Origin of the sequence: Burkholderia sp. AU31652, from assembly GCF_002223155.1 — a bacterium.
In the GTDB taxonomy this organism is placed as follows: Bacteria; Pseudomonadota; Gammaproteobacteria; order Burkholderiales; family Burkholderiaceae; genus Burkholderia.
Genome location: NZ_NKFG01000005.1, coordinates 2133628 through 2151436, shown reverse-complemented (window position 1 = coordinate 2151436; position 17809 = coordinate 2133628). Strand labels below are relative to the sequence as shown.

The following is a 17809-nucleotide window of genomic DNA, read 5'->3' as shown; positions in this document are numbered from 1 at the left end:
CAGGGCGGCGGCGCGGCAGGCCGGGCAATCCCGCCTGCCGCGCCGCCGCTTGATTACACGCTGGCCGGATCGACCTTGTCGATGTCGATGCCGTAGCGCCGGATGGCTTCGCCGACGCGTGCACGCGGAATCGCGCCGTCGTCGGCGAGCGCCTTCAACGCTGCGATCACGATGAAGTGCCGGTCGACCTCGAAGAACGTGCGCAGCGCGTCGCGCGTATCCGAGCGGCCGAAGCCGTCGGTGCCGAGCGACACGAAGCGCCGGCCGTCGACGAACCCGCGGATCTGGTCGCCGACGATCTTCATGTAGTCGGTCGCCACCACCACCGGCCCCGTGCGGCCGTCGAGGCATTGCTGCACGTACGGCACGCGCGGCGCCTGCTCGGGATGCAGCAGGTTCCAGCGTTCCGCGGCAAGCCCGTCGCGGCGCAACTCGTTCAGGCTCGTCGCGCTCCACACGTCGCTCGACACGCCGAAGTCCTGCGCGAGCAGGTCGCTCGCGGCGATCACTTCGCGCAGGATCGCACCGCTGCCCATCAACTGCACATGCGGCGCTTCGACCGTGTGCGACGTGCCTTCGCGCAGCAGGTAAAGCCCCTTGAGAATGCCGGCTTCCGCGCCGTCCGGCAGTGCCGGGTGCGGATAGTTCTCGTTGAGCAGCGTGATGTAGTAGTACACATCCTCCTGTTCCGCGAACATCCGCCGCAGGCCGTCGCGCACGATCACCGCGAGTTCGTACGCATAGGTCGGGTCATACGACACGCAGTTCGGAATCACCGACGACAGCACGTGGCTGTGCCCGTCGTCGTGCTGCAACCCTTCGCCCATCAGCGTCGTGCGGCCCGACGTCGCGCCGAGCAGGAAGCCGCGCGTACGTGCATCGCCGGCTGCCCACGCGAGGTCGCCGACGCGTTGCAGCCCGAACATCGAATAGAAGATGTAGAACGGGATCGCCGGCAGGCCGTGGTTGCTGTACGCGGTGCCGGCCGCGATCCACGACGCGATCGCGCCCGATTCGTTGATGCCTTCCTGCAGGATCTGCCCGTCCTTCGCTTCCTTGTAGTAGCTGAGCTGGCCGGCGTCCTGCGGCGTATAGAGCTGGCCGAGATGCGAGTGGATGCCGATCTGGCGGAACAGGCCCTCCATCCCGAACGTGCGCGATTCGTCCGGCACGATCGGCACGACGAGCTTGCCGAGTGCCGGATCCTTCAGCAGCGTGCCGAGGATGCGCACGAACGCCATCGTGGTCGACAGTCCGCGCTCGCCGCTGTCCTTGAGCTGACCGTCGAACGCGGCGAGCGGCGGCACCGGCAGCGGCGCCACGCTGCTGAAGCGGGCCGGCACGTGGCCGCCGAGTGCGGCACGGCGTTCGGAGAAGTAGCGTGCCTCGGCGCTGCCCGGCTCCGGCTTCAGATAGGGCAGTTCGTCGAGCTGCGCATCGCTCACCGGCAACGCGAAGCGGTCGCGAAACGCGCGTACGGCATCCGCGCTCATCTTCTTCAACTGGTGGTTCACGTTCTGGCCTTCGCCGGCTTCGCCCATCCCGAAGCCCTTGACCGTCTTCGCGAGCACGACGGTCGGCCGGCCGTCCGCGCGCATCGCCTGCGCATAGGCCGCATGCACCTTTTCCGGATCGTGGCCGCCGCGTGCCAGTTTCCAGATGTCGTCGTCGGACAGGTCCGCGACGAGCTCAAGCAGTTCCGGATACTTGCCGAAGAAATGCTCGCGCACGTACGCGCCGCTCTGCGACTTGAAGGTCTGGTAGTCGCCGTCGACGCATTCCATCATGCGCTGGCGCAGCAGGCCCGTCGTGTCGCGTTCGAGCAGGCGATCCCACCCGGCGCCCCAGATCACCTTGATGACGTTCCAGCCCGCCGCGCGGAACGTGCCTTCGAGTTCCTGGATGACCTTGCCGTTGCCGCGCACGGGGCCGTCAAGGCGCTGCAGGTTGCAGTTGACGACGAAGATCAGGTTGTCGAGCCGTTCGCGCCCGGCGAGCGAGATCGCGGCGAGCGATTCCGGCTGATCCATTTCACCGTCGCCGAGGAAGGCCCAGACCTTGCGGCCCTGATGCGCTTTCAGCCCGCGATATTCGAGGTAGCGCATGAAGCGCGCCTGATACGCGGCGGTGAGCGGCCCGAGCCCCATCGACACGGTGGGGAACTGCCAGAAATCCGGCATCAGCCGCGGATGCGGATACGACGACAGCCCGTCGCGTCCCGCTTCGCGGCCGGTCTCGCGGCGGAAGTTGTCGAGTTGCGCGTCCGTGATGCGGCCTTCCAGGTACGCGCGGCCATAGATGCCGGGCGCCGAATGGCCCTGGATGTAGACCATGTCGCCGTCGAAGGTATCGGTGCGGCCGCGGAAGAAGTGATCGAAGCCGACGTCGTACAGCACCGCGGCCGACTGGTAGGTCGCGATGTGCCCGCCGACGTTCGAAAGCCGGCCGGCGCGCAACACCATCACCATCGCGTTCCAGCGGATCATCGCGTTCAGGCGCCGTTCGAGCGCGAGATCGCCCGGGTAGGCCGGCTGCCGTTCACGCGGCACCGTGTTCACGTACGCGGTCGTCACGCGGCCGTGCAGGTCGCCATGGCGTGCCGCGTCGAGATCGGAAAGCTGGTCGAGCAGGTAGTGCGCGCGCGGGCGGCCTTCGAGCGCGATCACGGATTCGAGCGCATCGAGCCATTCGCGGGTTTCCTGCGGGTCGATGTCGGGTAGCGCGAGAGGTGCGGTCATGCAATGTCTCCAGAAGCATAAGGCTGCGCGGCGCGACGGTCGTGGCGCCGCGACGCGGGACGGAGCGCCCGCCGATCGGCGGGCAGATGGTTGCAATTGCAATCGTATGAGGGCAATTGTTATCGAGGTAAAATTTAATTGCAACTGCAATTCAACGAGAGGAACGACCTGACATGAGCGCACCCGAACCCGATCTGTGGTTCTCGTTCGTCCGCGCACACCGGACGATGATTCGCGAGATCGAGCGCCGCCTTGCGGCGGCCGGCCTGCCGGCCTATGCGTGGTACGACGCGTTGTGGGGGCTCGAAAGCGGGCCCGACGGCACGCGTCGCATGCACGAGCTGGCCGACGTGCTCGCGATCGAGCGCTACAACCTCACGCGGCTCGTCGACCGGCTCGAACAGGAGGGGCTCGTCACGCGCGCCCGTTCGGCGGACGATGGCCGCGCCGCGTATGCGAGCATCACCGACAAGGGGCGGACGCTGCGCAAGAAGATGTGGAAGGTGTACCAGTCGACGGTCTCGGAACTCTTTCTCGATCAGTTCGGCGGCAAGGAGCAGGCGGCGATGGCCGCCGCGCTCGACCGTGCGACCGCCGCGGCGCGCGACGCGGGAGCCGACGCGAAGTAGCGTCAGCCGGCACGCACGTCAGCCGCTCGCATAGCGGCGCATCGCTTGCGCGGCCCAGTCGGCCGGCACGCGGCCGTCGTCGGCCAGCAGCCGAAGCGCGACCGCGGCGATCCAGCGTGCATTCGGCGCGCGCGCGCCGGGGCCCGGGCCGGCCAGATCCGCGCCGAGCGCCGCGAAGCGGGCCGGGACGAACGCCCCGATCTGCGCGGCGACGTGCCCCGCGTAGCCTGTCACCGCAAGCACCGGCGTGCGGCTGTCGCCGATGCATCGGCGCACATGTGCGATCCGCGGTTCGTCGTGCGGATGCAGCAGGTTCCACCGGTCGGCTGCATGACCGTCGCGGGCGAGTTGCGTGTAGCTCGGGCAGCTCCAGATCGTCGAATCGATGCGCCATTCGTCGTGCAGCAGGTCGGCCGCCTCCAGCACCTGCGCGAGCGCGCTGCCCGCGCCGCACAGCCGGATCTGCGCAGCCGCGCCGGCCGCCGTGCGCCGGCCGGCCCGCACCATGCCGCTGAACGCATCGCGGGCCGCGGTGGCCGACAGCGGTTTCGCATCGGGTACGAGGTCGTCGTGGCTCGCGAGGTAACAGAATCCCGGCTGGCCGGCGACATAGAGCGTGCGCAGCGCGTGGCGCAGGATCGCGATCGCCTCATGGCCCGACGCCGGGTCGTACGGCGTGCACGCGGGGTTCGCGGCCAGCCAGTGCGGGACATCGGGCGTCACGCCTTTCGGCCAGGACGACGCGACCGTTTCGGCATCGTTGACGAAGATCCCGCGATCGATGGTTTCGATCGACGCCAGCCGCAGCCGGTCGGTCGCGCGCGCATGCAGCAGGTACAGCAGCGGCTTCTCGAACCGCTTGCGCGCATCGAGAAACCGTAGCGGCCATGCACTGATGCGGCGATGCGCTCCCGCATCTGCGGACGGCTCCCGCGCATCGGCTCGGACGACCCAGACGCGTTCCGCTGTCGCCGCATCGCGTTCGAGGCAATCGGCGGCCGCGCGCATCGCGCCGAGCGGCGACACCGCACGGCCACGCGGCGCGAGCCGCTGCGTGATCAGCCTGTCGAGGCAGGCCGCCGCGGCGCGGCGGGTGTCGGGTGTCCGCACGGGCGGACCGGATCGCGCAGTCTGCATGTCCCTCCTTCGAGTACTGGCATGTCGCCGGGGCTATCGGTTCCGGCATAGGATTGCAATTGCAACGATTGTAGTTGCAACGACAACCGGAAGACAAGGACCACCATGATCTCGACGCATCCCCTCACGTTTTATACGGCCAACACGCCGAACGGGCACAAGGTCGCCATTTACCTGGAAGAGGCCGGGCTCGCCTACGACCGCGTGCACGTGAACCTGTCCGCCGGCGAGCAGCGTAGCCCGGCGTTTCTCGCGATCAACCCGAACGGCAAGATCCCGGCCATCGTCGACCACGACGCCGGGCTGACCGTGTTCGAATCCGGCGCGATCCTCAGCTATCTCGCCGCGAAGACGGGCGTTCGGCATCCCGACACGCTGGCCGAGCGCACGGCCGTCCAGCAATGGCTGCACTTCCAGATCGGCGGAATCGGGCCGATGCTCGGCCAGCTCTGGTGGTTCCTGCATGCATCGAAGACGGTCAATGCGCAAGCGCTCGAGCGCTACCGGAACGAGGCGCGGCGTCTCTATGGGGTCGTGAACGGCCGCTTGGCGGAATCGGCGTATCTCGCGTCGCCGCGCTACTCGATCGCCGACATCGCCGCGTTTCCGTGGCTGCGCACGGCGCCCGAACTCGATCTCGATCTGGCCGACTACCCGCACGTCGAGCGGTGGCTCGCCGGCATCGAGGCGCGGCAAGCCGTTCAGCGGGGCCTGATCGCATGCCGCGCGCCGGCGGAGGAGGGCGCGCACTGACCTCGCATCGCCCGCGCCGGACGGATGGCGCGGGCGCCGGTTGCCGGCCTGCCGGGAAACATTGTTCTCCTTCGTCGTAAACGTCTCGAATGCGTGATATTTGCGCCGCGCGATCCGGTTTAGAGTGGCCGCGAATCGATGACGATGTGTCGTATCGCCGCAGTTGCGGGCGCTACAGACGCACCAGAGGAGCAGGAGACAAATGAGTGAAGGCAGGATTACGCAGGTCGAGTCGTTCGGTTTCGAGCGCATTCCCGATGCATCGCGCTATGCGCGGCCGATCGATCTGTTCAGGTTGCTGTTCGGCGGCTGCAATACCTTTTCCACGTCGGTGCTCGGCAGTTTTCCCGTGCTGGTCGGGCTGTCGTTCAAGGCGGGTGTCTGCGCGATCGTGCTCGGCGTACTCGCCGGCACCTGCATCCTCGCGCCGATGAGCCTGTTCGGCCCGCGCAACGGGACGAGCGACCCGGTGTCGTCCGGCGCGCATTTCGGCATCCACGGCCGGATCGTCGGCTCGTTCCTCGCGCTGCTCACGTCGATCGCGTTCTTCTCGCTCGCGGTGTGGAGCTCGGGCGACGCGCTCGTCGGCGGCGCGCACAACATGGTCGGCGTGCCGGTCAACGGCTTCACGCTCGGCGCGGCGTACATGGTGTTCGCGGTGCTCGTGCTGATCGTCTGCATCTACGGCTTCCGCTTCATGCTGTGGGTCAACAAGATCGCCGTGTGGGCCGCGAGCGTGCTGTTCGTCGCGGGCCTGTTCGCGTTCGCCGGCCTGTTCGACGTGAGCTATGCCGGCACGGTGCAGCAGGGCAGCGCGGGCTTCTGGGCCGCGTTCGTCGGCGCGGTGCTGGTGGCGCTGAGCAACCCGGTATCGTTCGCGTCGACGCTCGGCGACTGGGCGCGCTACATCCCGCAGCGCACGCCGAAGCATCGCGTGATGGGGGCCGTGTTCGCCGCGCAGATCGCGACCTTCGTGCCGTTCTTCTTCGGCCTCGCGACCGCGACGATCATCGCGACGAAGGCACCCGCGTTCATCGCGTCGAACGACTACGTCGGTGGGCTGCTCGCGATCTCGCCGCGCTGGTTCCTGCTGCCGATGTGCCTGATCGCGATCATCGGCGGGATGTCGACCGGCACGACCGCGCTGTACGGCACCGGCCTCGACGTGTCGAGCATGTTCCCGCGCCTGCTGAACCGCGTGCGTGCGACGCTGCTGATCGGCACGATCGCGATCGCGTTCATCTTCGTCGGCCGCTTCTGGTTCAACCTCGTCGAAAGCGTCGCGACGTTCTCGACGCTGATCGATACGTTCAGTTGCCCATGGATGGCGATCATGGTGATCGGCTACGTGACGCGGCGCGGCTACTATCTCGCGGACGACCTGCAGGTGTTCAACCGCGGGCTGCGCGGCGGCCATTACTGGTTCACGCATGGGTGGAACGTGCGCGCGATGGGCGCGTGGCTGCCGGCCGCGTTCGTCGGGTTGTCGTTCGTGAACCTGCCGGGGCAGTTCGTCGGGCCGCTCGGCAACCTCGCGGGCGGGCTCGATCTGAGCGTGCCGGTGTCGCTGGTGGTGGGCGGCGTGCTGTATTTCGTGCTGCTGATGCTGTATCCGGAACCGGATGGCGTGTACGGTCCGCACGGGCGACGCTTCGTGCGGGGCGGTGGGCGGTCGGCGCGCGGTAATGGCGCGCCGGTGATCCAGCCGAAGGGGTAAGCGCGGCGCGTGGTGTGTTGCGCCGCAAATGACGATGCCGCCGCGCGGGAGAGCTGCCGGCGGCATCGTCGTTTTTGGGCGGGTGGTTGCCAGAGGGGCGGCTTTACGCTCCACGCAGTGCCTCGAAAGTGCAAACGAAAACGCCCACCAGGTTCGTGGGCGCGCATCGACCTGGATGCGGTTCAGTGGAACGAACTGCCCGCGAGCATCCCGCCGTCGACGATGAATTCCGACCCGGTGCAATACGCGGATTCGTCGGATGCGAGGAACAGCACGAGATTGGCCACCTCATCGGGCTTGCCGATGCGCGCGATCGGCAGGCCGCTGTAGATCGACGACGGATCGAAGTCCGCGAACTCGGGCGGGCGCGCCATCACCGTATCGATGCCACCGGGGTGCACCGAGTTCACGCGAATGCCGTAGCGGCCGAATTCGAGCGCGGCGGCCTTCGTCATTCCGCGCACCGCGAACTTGCTCGATACGTATGCGCTGCCGCCCGCGACGCCTTCCATCCCGGCCGTCGACGATACATTGACGATCGAGCCGCCACCCGCCGCCTTCAGCGCGCCCAGCGCCGATTTCATGCCGAGCCAGCAGCCGACCTGGTTCACGTCGATCACCTTGCGATAGTCGTCGAGCGAGCACGCTTCGATCGGCACGAGCTTCAGGATCGCCGCGTTGTTCACGAGGATGTCGAGCCGGCCGAACTGCGCGAGCGTCGCATCGACGGCAGCCTGCCAGTCGGCTTCGTTCGTCACGTCGAGATGCTGGAAACGTGCGGCGTCGCCGAGTTCGGCCGCGACGCGCCGGCCGGCTTCGTCCAGCACGTCGGCGATCACCACGCGTGCGCCTTCGGCGACGAACCTGCGCGCTTCCGCTTCGCCCTGGCCGCGGGCACCGCCCGTGACCAGCGCCACCTTGCCTTCGAGTCGTTTCAAATTGCTTGCTCCTGTGAGTGAGAGGGACGCGCGGGACCGCTTACGCGGAGGCGGCCGCCGCGTCGACGATGCGAACCGGATCGGCGCCGTCCCATGCGCGGGCCTCGGCGATGCCGCGTGCGATCATGTCGCGCATGCCGGCGCCTTCGATCACTTCGACGCGCACGCCGGGATCGTCGGTGTCGTCGAGATAGGCGACGCGCGTGGCCGGGTTGCGTGCGTCGAACACGACACGCAGGCCGCGGGATGTGAGCCGTGCGAGCGCGGCATCGAGATCGTCGACGACCCACGCGACGTGATGCAGCCCGACGAGCGGCTGCCCGTGCGTATCGCGGTACGGCGAGCGCGCCTCGTTCGTCACGTGAATCAGTTCGATCTGCAGATCGCCGCGATACGCGAGCCCGACGTCCATCGCGACCGTGACGGGTTCGCCGAGATGGAAGCCGTCAAGGCGCACGTTGCGGAATACGGTCCACGGCCCGACGTCATGGCGTTTACGCCAGCGCGCGATACTGCGGTCGAGATCCGCGACCACGTAGCCGATCTGGTCGATGGGGCCGAGCATGGGATCGTTCATGGCGTCTCCTTGGCGGACACACGTGGGCGTGCCGCGCGATGATTGACGGTCATGATCGCAACAAAGCGCGCGCGGCGTGCCGTCCAAACGGATGACCTCGCACGCTTCGTCGTGGCGTGGCGGGCGAGTGGGTGCGCCGGGGCGCGACGATGCCGGAATGCGAAGCGGAACGGAGAAGACGCGCTTCCGGCCGGGCGATCCGCGCGTTACCGCGCGTTCGGCCCCTTGACCGTCAGCCGGCACACGGTTGCCAACGCAAGCAGGTTCGGGTCGCGTTCGCGCCGGTGCAGGAAGCTCAGGCCGATCGTCTGGCGGATCGTCGGCCCGGCGAGCGGCACGAGCGCGATCTTGTGCGCGAACAGGTCGCGCACGCGCCCGGGCAGCAGCGAGCAACCGACGCCGCCCGACACGAAGTTGATCAGCGAGAAGATGTCGCCCACCCGCATCACGACGTTCGGTGTGACGCCGGCCGAACGAAACGCTTCCGTGAAGCCGTGATGCGTCGCGAAGCCTTCGCCGAGCGACACGAACGGCGCGTCGCCGCACGAGCACAGATCGATGGCATCGTGCCGCGCGTACGGCGAGTCGATCGGCGCGGCGAAGAACATCTCGTCCTCGAACAGCGCGATCGATTCGATCTCGGCATCCGGTTCGGGCAGCGCCATCAGCGTCGCGTCGATCGCGCCTTGCCGCAGCTTGTCGAGCAGGTCGGCGTTCGAGCCGAGCACGAGCTCGGCCTGCAGCTCGGGGCGGCGCTCCTTCAACGCGATCACGACTTCGGGCACGGTGCGGATCGTTAGCGAGTAGAGCGAACCGATCTTCAACTGGCCGGCGCCGTAGCCGGCCGCCTCGCGCGTCGAGCGGATTCCGTCCGTCATCGTCTTGAGCACTTCGCCCGCGACTTCGGCGAGCACCTGCGCGGCGTCGGTTGGAATGAGGTTCCGCCCCTCGTGGCGAAACAGCGCGCAGTGCATCCCTTCCTCGAGCGTGTGCAGCGCCCGGTGCACGCTGACCGTGCTGACGCCCAGCGCCTCGGCGGCCTTCGCGAGGCTGCCCGCTTCCATGAAGGCGAGCAGCACCTCGAGCTTGCGGAACGTGATCTCTTCGTTGATGCGGTTGCGCATGGTGCGGGCGACGGGAAGGGCGGCCGACGATTCTGCCGCAGAACCGGGGCTGCAACAATGCGCGGATTTCCGGGGTTTTCGCAGGGCGGCGCCCGGCGGGGCAACATTTAATCTCCGGCTAATCATCTGCCGCGGGTATTAATTGATGCGGGTTTTCGGCGTCCCTATGATCGTTGCACGCTGGTCGTACGGGCAGGCCGTGAGGTTCCGATGGCGCGGGCCTGTGCCCGCGCCAGCACCTTTCCTGCCGGCGATACGAACAGCCGGTTCGCCCATGCGTGCCACGCAACACGGCACGCATGGGCGCGGCGCCATGAGACTGCAGGAGAGAAAAGCATGCGCGACTCACGTCGGAACTCGCGGCATCGGCAGGTGGTTGCCGCTGTCGTCGGCAATACCCTCGAGTGGTACGACTTCATCGTTTACGGTTTCTTCTCCGGGATCATCGCGCGGCTATTCTTTCCCGCCGAGAGCCAGTACGCGTCGCTGCTGATGTCGCTCGCGACCTTCGGCGTCGGCTTCTTCATGCGCCCGGTGGGCGGCATCCTGCTCGGGCTCTATGCGGACCGCAAGGGCCGCAAGGCCGCGATGCAGCTCATCATCTTCCTGATGACGCTGTCGATCGCGCTGATCACGTTCGCGCCGTCGTACGCCGTGATCGGCCCGGCGGCGCCCATCCTGATCGTCGTCGCGCGGTTGCTGCAGGGTTTCGCGACGGGCGGCGAATACGCGAGCGCGACCGCGTTTCTCGTGGAAAGCGCGCCGGAGAACCGGCGCGGGCTGTACGGATCGTGGCAACTGATCGGCCAGTGTCTCGCGGTGTTCTCGGGCGCCGCGATGGGCGCGTGGGCCACGCAATCGCTGTCGGACGCGGCGCTGCATAGCTGGGGCTGGCGCGTGCCGTTCGCGCTCGGGCTGCTGATCGGGCCGGTCGGCCTGTGGATCCGCCGGCACATGGAGGAGACCGAGGCGTTCGTCGCCGCGAGCAAGTCGACCGTCGAGCCGCCGGCGAGCGTGTCGGGCGTGCTGCGCGACAACCTGCGCGGCGTGCTCGTGTCGATGGGGCAGACGATCACCGGCACGGCCGTGTTCTACGTGATGCTCGTCAACATGCCGACGTTCGTGCACAAGACCTTCGGGCTGCCGCTCGACCAGGTCTTCAAGGTGCAGATGGCGGCGGTTGCGCTGCTGACGGTGACGATCCCGTTCGCGGCGCTCGTGTCCGACCGCATCGGCCGGCGTCCCGTGCTGATCGCCGGTTCGCTGGCGCTGCTGACGGTCACGTATCCGCTGTTCACGTGGCTGGCCGCCGCGCCGGGCATCGGGCGCCTGCTCGTGATGCAGCTCGTGATCTGCACGATCATCGGCATCTGCTACGGGCCCGCGCCGACCACGCTCGCCGAGCAGTTCGCGACGCGTTCGCGCTCCACGGGCATCGCGCTCGCGTACAACGTCGCGGTGATGGTGTTCGGCGGCTTCGCGCCGTTCATCGTCACGTGGCTGACGCACGCGAGCGGGTCGTCTGTCGCGCCCGCATGGTACGTGCTCTTCGCGGCGTCGTTCGGGCTGCTTGCGAGCGTGTTCATGCACGACGGCGCGCCGTGCGTGCTCGCGCGCCGGCGGTTTCAGGGCGAGCCGTTGAGCGCCAAGTAGCGGCCGTGGCCTGCCGCCCGCGCCGGCGAGCCATCGGCGCAGGCGGCAGGCAGGGTAGCGGTCCTGCCGATGCTTAGCATCACGGGCGGCGGCCTACCGCGGCCGCCGCCCCATCGTTACGCTTGGGCGATCATCCACTCTGTCCGGAAGGTCGCCATGTCCCGACTCGACTACACGCTGCTCGGCCCCTGCCTGCTCGCCATCGCGATCGACGCGATGGGCTTCGGGCTCGTCTATCCGATGATGTCCGCGATCTTCAGCGATCCGCACGCGGGCATCCTGCCGGCCGACGCCGGCGCGCATGCGCGCAATTTCTACCTCGGTCTCGGCTACGGGATCTACCCGTTGTGCATGTTCTTCGGCTCGTCGCTGATGGGCGACCTGTCCGATCGCTACGGCCGCCGCAGGATCCTGCTGCTGTGCGTGCTCGGCCTCGCGGCCGGCTACGGGATGATGGCGGCCGGCGCGTGGCACGCGAGCGTCGCGCTGCTGCTGGCGGGCCGCGGGCTCACCGGGCTGCTGGCCGGCTGCCAGGGCATCGCGCAGGCGGCGATCACCGACCTGAGCACGCCGGAGAACAAGGCGTACAACATGAGCATCATGTCGCTCGCGTTCAGCGCGGGCGTGATCGTCGGCCCTGTGCTCGGCGGCGTGACGTCCGATCGCACGATTTCGCCGCTGTTCGACTACGGCACGCCGTTCGTGCTGGTCGCTGCGCTGTCGCTGGCCTGCGCGTGCTGGACCTGGGCGTCGTATCGCGACTCTGCCGCACCGCGCGGCGACACGCGCATCGATCCGCTGCTACCGCTGCGGATCATCGGGGAGGCCGCGCGCCAGCGCAACGTCGCGTTCCTGTCGGTGGTGTTCTTCCTGATGCAGGTCGGCTATGGGCTCTACCTGCAGACCATCATGCTGCTGCTGCAGGCGAGATTCGGCTACACGAGCGCGCGGCTCGGGCTGTTCAGCGGCGTGATCGGGCTCTGCTTCGTGTTCGGGCTGCTGTTCGTCGTGCGGCGGATGCTGCGCGTGTGGCGCGTGGTCGACATCGCGAAGACCGGCCTGCTCGTCGCGGGCGTCGGCCAGGTCCTGTCCGCGCTGTTCCCGCACGAGCCGATGCTGTGGGCGCTCGCGATGGTCGTCGGCTGCTTCGACATGGTCGCGTACACGACGATGTATACGGCGTTCTCCGACGCGGTCAGCGAGGACCGGCAAGGCTGGGCGCTCGGCGTCGCGGGCTCGGTGATGGCCGTCGCGTGGGTCGTGACGGGCGCGCTCACGAACCTGCTGCCGGTGTTCGGCGAGATCGGCCTGCTGCTGATCGGTGGCGCGGGCTTCCTGCTCAGCTTCGCGATGATGGTTGTGTATGGCCGTACGCAGCCGGGTGCGCGAACAGCCGCGCTGTCGTAGGCGGTTTGCACGTTGGCCCGATTCTGTCGGACGTTGTCCCGCGCACCGCTGTCGCGCGTGGCCGCGCGGCCTGACACTGGCGCCTCGCGTCCCGGGAACATCCGGGCCGCGTCCGGCGGCGCCGGCTGGCCCGGCGCGCCGTTCCTTCGACATGCCAACCGAGAGAGCGATCCATGCAACATCCGACCATCCGTACCCTGGCGGGTGCGAGCGCGCCGACATCGATCGCCGCCGCCCGCACCGCGCTGCTGGTGATCGATTTCCAGAATGAATACTTCAGCGGCCGCCTGCCGATTCCGGAGGGGCCGCGCGCGCTGGGCAACGCGCAGCGCGTGATCGCGTTCGCCTACCGCGAGGGCATGCCGGTGTTTCACGTCCAGCACGTCGATGCGGCCGACGGCCCGATCTTCGCCGACGGCAGCGACGGCTTCCGCTTTCACGCGGACCTGCAGCCGGCGCCGCATCACACGGTCGTGAAGAAGACGTCGGTGAGCGTGTTCCCGACGACGGACATCGATGCGCGCCTGAAGGCGGCCGGTGTCGACACGCTGATCGTCACGGGCCTGATGACGCATGCATGCGTCGCCGGCGCGGCACGCGATGCGGTGCCGCTCGGCTACGCGGTGATCGTCGTCGACGACGCATGCGCGACGCGCGACCTCGATCTCGCGGATGGCGGCACGGTATCGCACCGCGACCTCCACCGCGCGACGCTGGCCGCACTGTCGGACACGTTCGGCGACGTGCTGACGACCGAGCAGGTGCTGGCGCTGGCCGTCGCCTGACGGCACGCCGCCGGATGCGTGCTTCAGCCCGCCCAGCCCGGCGCGGCGTATACGACTTCGCCGCGGAAGCACGTCTCGATCACACGGGTTTGCGCGAACGTCTCGACCGGGTGTGCGAACGGATTGCGGTCGAGGATCGCGAAGCTCGCGTCCTTGCCCGCTTCGAGCGAACCTGTACAGTCGTCGAAGCGCAGCGCATACGCGGTGTTCACCGTATAGGCCTCGAGCATCGTGAGCAGGTCGAGGCGTTCGTGCGGATTCCACGGCGGGCTGTCGGACTGGTCGATCAGCAGGTGCGTGACGCCCGTCTGGATGATCTGCATCGGGTCCATCGTGCTGACCGACCAGTCGGAGCCGGCCGCGAGCATCGCACCCGCATTGCGCAGGCTGCGGAACGGATAATTGCGCGCGGTGCGTTCCGCGCCGAGCAGGTCGCGATAGAGCTGCTGCTGTTCCTCGCGCGCGGCCGTCCACAGCGTCTGCACGCTGGCGATCGCGCCGAGCCGGTTGAAGCGGCTCATGTCGGCCGGATCGACGAGCTGCAGGTGCGCGAGCTGCGCGCGCCGGTCGCGCATGCCGTTGCGGATCTGGACGTATTCGAGCGCGTCGAGCGTCATGCGCACCGCGCGGTCGGCGAGCGTGTGGAAGTGCAAGTCGAAGCCGGCCGTATCCGCGAGCAGGCAGATCTCGTTCAGCGCGTCCTGGCTCCACAGCGCGAGGCCGCAGTCGTCGGTGCCGGCGTACGGCTCGAGCAGCGCGGCGGTTTTCGATTCGGGCACGCCGTCGACGAAGATCTTCACCGTATGCAGGCGCAGGTTGTCGCATTCGTATTCGCGACGCCATCTGGCGAAGCGCTCGATCTGCTCGCGCGGATCGCGGCGCGGGTTCGCATAGAGGCCTGCGCTCATGTACACCTTCAGCGTGCCCGCGCGCTGCGCGTCGGCGTAAGCCTTGAGTTCGGCCTCCTCGACGCGCGCGTCGAACCAGCCGGTGAGACCGTAACCGTGCGCCATCGCGTGCGCTTTCGCGAGCGACTTCGGGTAGCCGGCCGGGCTCAGTTGCGGAATGATCGGGCACACGCGGTAGAACGCCGCTTCGTGCACGACGCCATTCGGCGCGCCGGACGCATCGCGCTCGTACACGCCGCCGGCCGGGTCGGGCATGTCAGCGTGGATGCCGGCCGCTTCTAGCCCTTTCGTGTTGAGGCAGCCGCTGTGCACGTCGAAGCCGACCACGAGCAGTGGCCGGTCGGGCACGATCCGGTCGAGCAGCTCGCGGGTCGGATACGCGCCGAATGCGGCCAGGTTGGCGCCGCCGAGATAGACCCACGGTTCGTTCGGCGTCGCATCGGCGCATGCGCGAATGCGCTGCAGGATCGTGTCGGGATCGTTGATGCCGGACAGGTCGAAGTCACCGAGGATCTGGTGGCCTTCGAGCGGGTGCACGTGGCCGTCGATGAGGCCCGGCAGCATCAGCCTGCCGGCCAGGTCGACGATGCGCGTCGCGGGGCCGGCCAGCGGGCGGATGTCGTCGTCGCGGCCGACGGCGATGATCTTGCCGCCCTGGGTGGCCAACGCCTGAGCGAAGCGGCGCTGCGCATCGCCCGTGTAAAGCAGGCCGTTCAGATAGACGGTATCGGCGTGTTGCATGTGTCTCCTCCGGATGAGGGAAGGTTCGACGGGCGCACGTGTCCTGCGGGCGGGCCGTGTGGCTCGCCCGGTCGCGTGAACCCGGTCGGGTTGGAATGAGATGCGGGGCGGCTAGGTGCCGGTGTTGCGTGGCAGGCGCGGCGATGCGCCGTGGTGAAGGCCGGCCGCCGCCGGAGCGTCACGCCGATCGCGCCGCCAGGTCTGGATCGGCGAATCGATGGGCGACGCGCGCGCGGCCGTGCGGGCCGGCGTCCATCCGGTATTCGGCATGCCGTGTCTCCGTGATATCCGACGCGTTCCGGTCGTCGGGTGAGTCAGATACTAGGAGCGGGGCGGCCGGCTGTCTGTCATCGTTTTGAGGACAAGACGCGACAAAGAAGGCGGGGGCGAGTGGGCGTGCAGCGATGCGGAGGTGTCAGCTATTGACCGCGGTCCCCCGGTGGTTCTTCCTCGGTCACGCACCACGCGAACAGCCCGGCCCGGTTCGCCACGCCGAGCTTCGCGAGCGCGCGCCCGAGATAGGTGCGCACGCTGCTGGGCTTGAGTGCGAGGGTGTCGGCGATCTGCGGGACAGGCTGGCCTTGCAACACCGCGCGGCATACGAGCCGTTCGCGCTGCGACAGCGCCGCGCCGCTGGCCGCCAGGCGCTGTTCGAACCGCTGCAGCAACGCGCCGTCGTCCGAACGCGGCGTCAGGCGGGCGAGCCGTGCATGCTGGATCAGGAGCGGCAGCACGAAATCGCCGAGCTGCCGCAGCAGCGCCAGTTCGGCCAGCGTATAGGACGGCTGGCCGCGCCGGCGGAACAACGAGAACGCATAGACATAGTCGCGCTCGCTGCCGAGCAGCGTGCAGTCTTCGCCGAGTTCGCCGAGCGCGAAATGGCGGCCGTATTCGGTTGCCGTATCGATGTCCTCGTTGCACGAGAACACGAGCTGCGAATCGGTGGCGCGCTCGATATGCGGGAGCAGCGTGTCGGTGCGCCAGTCGCCCTGGGTATACAGATCGAGCGCGTGGCGAGTGCCGTCGGGATCGTCGCCGCCCGCGAAGAACAGCACGTCGACACTGTCGACCGACTGCGACGGCGTATCGCGGCGGTAGCGCGTCGCGACGCTGTAGTGGGACTGCGGGTCGACGGTTTCGCGCAGCCACGCCCAGAGCCGGGCGGGAAACTGCGGACTGCCGAGGCTGGCGACCAGGTCGCCGGCATTGCTGAGGGAAATATGGGCGGGGCTCATCGTTGACACCGTCTTCGCGAACGGCCGCCCGGGCCGGCCGTGCTTCGCTTGCGACGGCGCGCCGGCGGCGCGGCGGCTGGCGGTGCGGTCATGCGGAACGGGGGCCGGCGCGGCGGCGAAGCTCGATTGTAGGGGAGTTCGCCGCCGCGGGGCATTCTCGCTTGCCCGGCGGGCGGCCGATCTCCCTTGGACGGGTGGTGCGCATCGTGGCGCACCACGTGCCGGCCCCGCGCGTCAGAACATCGTGTTCGCGTTCGCGGACTTTTCCGGTACCGACTGGATCACGTCCCAGTGTTCGACGATCTTGCCGTCTTTCACGCGGAAGATGTCGACGACCGCTTCGCCGCGGTCGCCCGGACGCTCGGTCGCATGCACGTGCAGGTAGACGAGGTCGCCGTCGGTTGCGCTGCGCACGATGCGCGCGCGCGATGCCGGGTTCTTCTGGAACGCGCCGACGAAGTACGACACGAACGGCTTCTTGCCGTTCGGCACGTGCGGGTTGTGCTGCTTGTAGTCGTCCGCGACGACGGCGGCGGCCTCGACGGCTTCGTGCTTGTTGAAGAAGCGGTCGTAGAACGTCAGCACGAGCTGGCGGTTGGTTTCCTCGGCGGCCAGGTCGCGCGTGGCCGGGCCGGCGGCCAGCGCGGCCGTCGATGCGGCCAGCAGGACGAGCGCGGCAACGGCGCGAACGGGGGAGCGGAGCGATGACATGTAGCGGGTTCCTTGTCTGACGAAGCGTGGGTGGGTGCGCGATGGGCGACGGCGGGTCGAGCCTGCCGCGGCGATCGGCGGGCGGCGGTGCAGGGTTGCGGATACACGCGCCTTGGCGCCGCGAGGGGTTTTCCGACCGGCCCGTATCGTGACGACACGGGCCGGTAACGGCCGCGCGCCGTCGTCATGCTTCGTTGAACTGGCGAATCCGCGCGGCTGTCGGGCCGATCGAATGGTACAGTTGCCGCGAACCCGTCACAAGAAGTCAGCGCGGTGTGAACAGGTCACACCGCGCTGACCATGCGTTGTCCGTTAAAGAGAATCCAGTCATGCCGTTTTCGCCCGCCGACGAATCCGTCGAACTCGATCAGCCATGCCCCATTCGCGATGTGCTCGACCGCATCGGCGACCAGTGGAGCCTGCTCGTGCTCGAAGCGTTGTCCGGCGGGACGATGCGTTTCAACGAACTCGGCCGGACGATCGGCGATGTGTCGAACCAGATGCTGTCGCGCACGCTCAAGCGGCTCGAGCAGGACGGCTTCGTCAGTCGCGCGCTGTACGCAGAAGTGCCGCCGCGTGTCGAATATGCGCTGACCGACCTCGGGCGTTCGTTCCTGACGCCGATGCAGGCGATGATCCGGTGGGCCGACGAACATCATCGCGCGATCTGCGTTGCGCGACGTCGTGCGCGGGAAATGGAAGGCGGCGGGCGCTGAGCGGGGCGCTTGCGCCGCCTTGTCGCTGGGCGTTGTGCTG

At 68.2% G+C, this 17809-nt stretch carries 16 protein-coding genes; 7 read left to right on the top strand and 9 right to left on the bottom strand.

The window, feature by feature from the left end:
* Window positions 1-53: 53 nt before the first annotated feature.
* Window positions 54-2738, bottom strand: coding sequence for a pyruvate dehydrogenase (acetyl-transferring), homodimeric type (gene aceE / locus CFB40_RS27205; protein ID WP_089432931.1), 2685 nt, complete (start codon window positions 2736-2738; stop codon window positions 54-56).
* Window positions 2739-2911: 173 nt separating this feature from the next.
* Between aceE and CFB40_RS27200 the strand changes: the two genes are divergently transcribed.
* Entirely contained in the window at window positions 2912-3367 is a 456-nt protein-coding gene (locus tag CFB40_RS27200; RefSeq protein ID WP_089432930.1) for a MarR family winged helix-turn-helix transcriptional regulator, read from the top strand.
* Between the two features lie 18 nt (window positions 3368-3385).
* Here CFB40_RS27200 and CFB40_RS27195 read toward each other — a convergent pair whose 3' ends face one another.
* The gene (locus CFB40_RS27195) at window positions 3386-4504 is read right to left on the bottom strand and encodes a transketolase-like TK C-terminal-containing protein (RefSeq protein WP_089432929.1); all 1119 of its coding nucleotides are present in this window, start codon (window positions 4502-4504) and stop codon (window positions 3386-3388) included.
* Between the two features lie 105 nt (window positions 4505-4609).
* On the opposite strand from CFB40_RS27195, the gene CFB40_RS27190 reads away from it, so the two are divergent.
* Both CFB40_RS27190 and CFB40_RS27185 read left to right on the top strand, forming a co-directional pair.
* Complete coding sequence (locus CFB40_RS27190; RefSeq protein WP_089432928.1) at window positions 4610-5257, top strand: glutathione S-transferase family protein; 648 nt, start codon at window positions 4610-4612, stop codon at window positions 5255-5257.
* A gap of 202 nt (window positions 5258-5459) precedes the next feature.
* Window positions 5460-6974, top strand: coding sequence for a purine-cytosine permease family protein (locus CFB40_RS27185; protein WP_089432927.1), 1515 nt, complete (start codon window positions 5460-5462; stop codon window positions 6972-6974).
* A gap of 182 nt (window positions 6975-7156) precedes the next feature.
* On the opposite strand, the gene CFB40_RS27180 is transcribed toward CFB40_RS27185, so the two are convergent.
* The 3 genes from CFB40_RS27180 to CFB40_RS27170 form a co-directional block, all read right to left on the bottom strand.
* Window positions 7157-7912 (bottom strand): glucose 1-dehydrogenase, encoded by a 756-nt coding sequence (locus tag CFB40_RS27180; RefSeq protein WP_089432926.1) that lies wholly within the window; start codon window positions 7910-7912, stop codon window positions 7157-7159.
* A 40-nt stretch (window positions 7913-7952) separates the two neighbouring features.
* Entirely contained in the window at window positions 7953-8489 is a 537-nt protein-coding gene (locus CFB40_RS27175; RefSeq protein ID WP_089432925.1) for a VOC family protein, read from the bottom strand.
* Between the two features lie 206 nt (window positions 8490-8695).
* Window positions 8696-9613 carry a LysR family transcriptional regulator gene (locus tag CFB40_RS27170; RefSeq protein ID WP_089432924.1) on the bottom strand — a complete coding sequence of 306 codons (918 nt, stop codon included), beginning with the start codon at window positions 9611-9613 and terminating at the stop codon, window positions 8696-8698.
* 336 nt (window positions 9614-9949) lie between these two features.
* Here CFB40_RS27170 and CFB40_RS27165 point away from each other — a divergent pair, with 336 nt between their 5' ends.
* The 3 genes from CFB40_RS27165 (at window position 9950) to CFB40_RS27155 (ending at window position 13458) form a co-directional block, all read left to right on the top strand.
* Window positions 9950-11266 carry an MFS transporter gene (locus tag CFB40_RS27165; protein WP_089432923.1) on the top strand — a complete coding sequence of 439 codons (1317 nt, stop codon included), beginning with the start codon at window positions 9950-9952 and terminating at the stop codon, window positions 11264-11266.
* A 156-nt stretch (window positions 11267-11422) separates the two neighbouring features.
* A complete protein-coding gene (locus CFB40_RS27160; protein WP_089432922.1) occupies window positions 11423-12673 on the top strand; it encodes an MFS transporter in 1251 nt (416 codons plus the stop codon).
* Between the two features lie 173 nt (window positions 12674-12846).
* Window positions 12847-13458, top strand: a complete 612-nt coding sequence (locus CFB40_RS27155) for a cysteine hydrolase family protein (protein ID WP_089432921.1) — start codon at window positions 12847-12849, stop codon at window positions 13456-13458.
* Window positions 13459-13481: 23 nt separating this feature from the next.
* On the opposite strand, the gene CFB40_RS27150 is transcribed toward CFB40_RS27155, so the two are convergent.
* From CFB40_RS27150 to CFB40_RS27140, 4 genes are all read right to left on the bottom strand, one after another.
* Window positions 13482-15107, bottom strand: coding sequence for an amidohydrolase (locus tag CFB40_RS27150; RefSeq protein WP_089432920.1), 1626 nt, complete (start codon window positions 15105-15107; stop codon window positions 13482-13484).
* Window positions 15108-15218: 111 nt separating this feature from the next.
* A complete protein-coding gene (locus CFB40_RS38805; protein ID WP_174972291.1) occupies window positions 15219-15377 on the bottom strand; it encodes a hypothetical protein in 159 nt (52 codons plus the stop codon).
* Window positions 15378-15526: 149 nt separating this feature from the next.
* On the bottom strand, window positions 15527-16342 hold the full coding sequence (locus tag CFB40_RS27145; protein WP_089432919.1) for a helix-turn-helix transcriptional regulator: 816 nt from the start codon (window positions 16340-16342) through the stop codon (window positions 15527-15529).
* Window positions 16343-16576: 234 nt separating this feature from the next.
* Entirely contained in the window at window positions 16577-17053 is a 477-nt protein-coding gene (locus tag CFB40_RS27140) for a nuclear transport factor 2 family protein (RefSeq protein ID WP_089432918.1), read from the bottom strand.
* A gap of 329 nt (window positions 17054-17382) precedes the next feature.
* Here CFB40_RS27140 and CFB40_RS27135 point away from each other — a divergent pair, with 329 nt between their 5' ends.
* A complete protein-coding gene (locus tag CFB40_RS27135; protein WP_089432917.1) occupies window positions 17383-17769 on the top strand; it encodes a winged helix-turn-helix transcriptional regulator in 387 nt (128 codons plus the stop codon).
* Window positions 17770-17809 lie beyond the last annotated feature (40 nt).

Coding starts and splice junctions, on each gene's coding strand:
- aceE (WP_089432931.1), bottom strand. CDS start 2,738: ATGACCGCACCTCTCGCGCTACCCGACATCGACCCGCAGGAAACCCGC.
- CFB40_RS27200 (WP_089432930.1), top strand. CDS start 2,912: ATGAGCGCACCCGAACCCGATCTGTGGTTCTCGTTCGTCCGCGCACAC.
- CFB40_RS27195 (WP_089432929.1), bottom strand. CDS start 4,504: ATGCAGACTGCGCGATCCGGTCCGCCCGTGCGGACACCCGACACCCGC.
- CFB40_RS27190 (WP_089432928.1), top strand. CDS start 4,610: ATGATCTCGACGCATCCCCTCACGTTTTATACGGCCAACACGCCGAAC.
- CFB40_RS27185 (WP_089432927.1), top strand. CDS start 5,460: ATGAGTGAAGGCAGGATTACGCAGGTCGAGTCGTTCGGTTTCGAGCGC.
- CFB40_RS27175 (WP_089432925.1), bottom strand. CDS start 8,489: ATGAACGATCCCATGCTCGGCCCCATCGACCAGATCGGCTACGTGGTC.
- CFB40_RS27170 (WP_089432924.1), bottom strand. CDS start 9,613: ATGCGCAACCGCATCAACGAAGAGATCACGTTCCGCAAGCTCGAGGTG.
- CFB40_RS27165 (WP_089432923.1), top strand. CDS start 9,950: ATGCGCGACTCACGTCGGAACTCGCGGCATCGGCAGGTGGTTGCCGCT.
- CFB40_RS27160 (WP_089432922.1), top strand. CDS start 11,423: ATGTCCCGACTCGACTACACGCTGCTCGGCCCCTGCCTGCTCGCCATC.
- CFB40_RS27155 (WP_089432921.1), top strand. CDS start 12,847: ATGCAACATCCGACCATCCGTACCCTGGCGGGTGCGAGCGCGCCGACA.
- CFB40_RS27150 (WP_089432920.1), bottom strand. CDS start 15,107: ATGCAACACGCCGATACCGTCTATCTGAACGGCCTGCTTTACACGGGC.
- CFB40_RS38805 (WP_174972291.1), bottom strand. CDS start 15,377: ATGCCGAATACCGGATGGACGCCGGCCCGCACGGCCGCGCGCGCGTCG.
- CFB40_RS27145 (WP_089432919.1), bottom strand. CDS start 16,342: ATGAGCCCCGCCCATATTTCCCTCAGCAATGCCGGCGACCTGGTCGCC.
- CFB40_RS27140 (WP_089432918.1), bottom strand. CDS start 17,053: ATGTCATCGCTCCGCTCCCCCGTTCGCGCCGTTGCCGCGCTCGTCCTG.
- CFB40_RS27135 (WP_089432917.1), top strand. CDS start 17,383: ATGCCGTTTTCGCCCGCCGACGAATCCGTCGAACTCGATCAGCCATGC.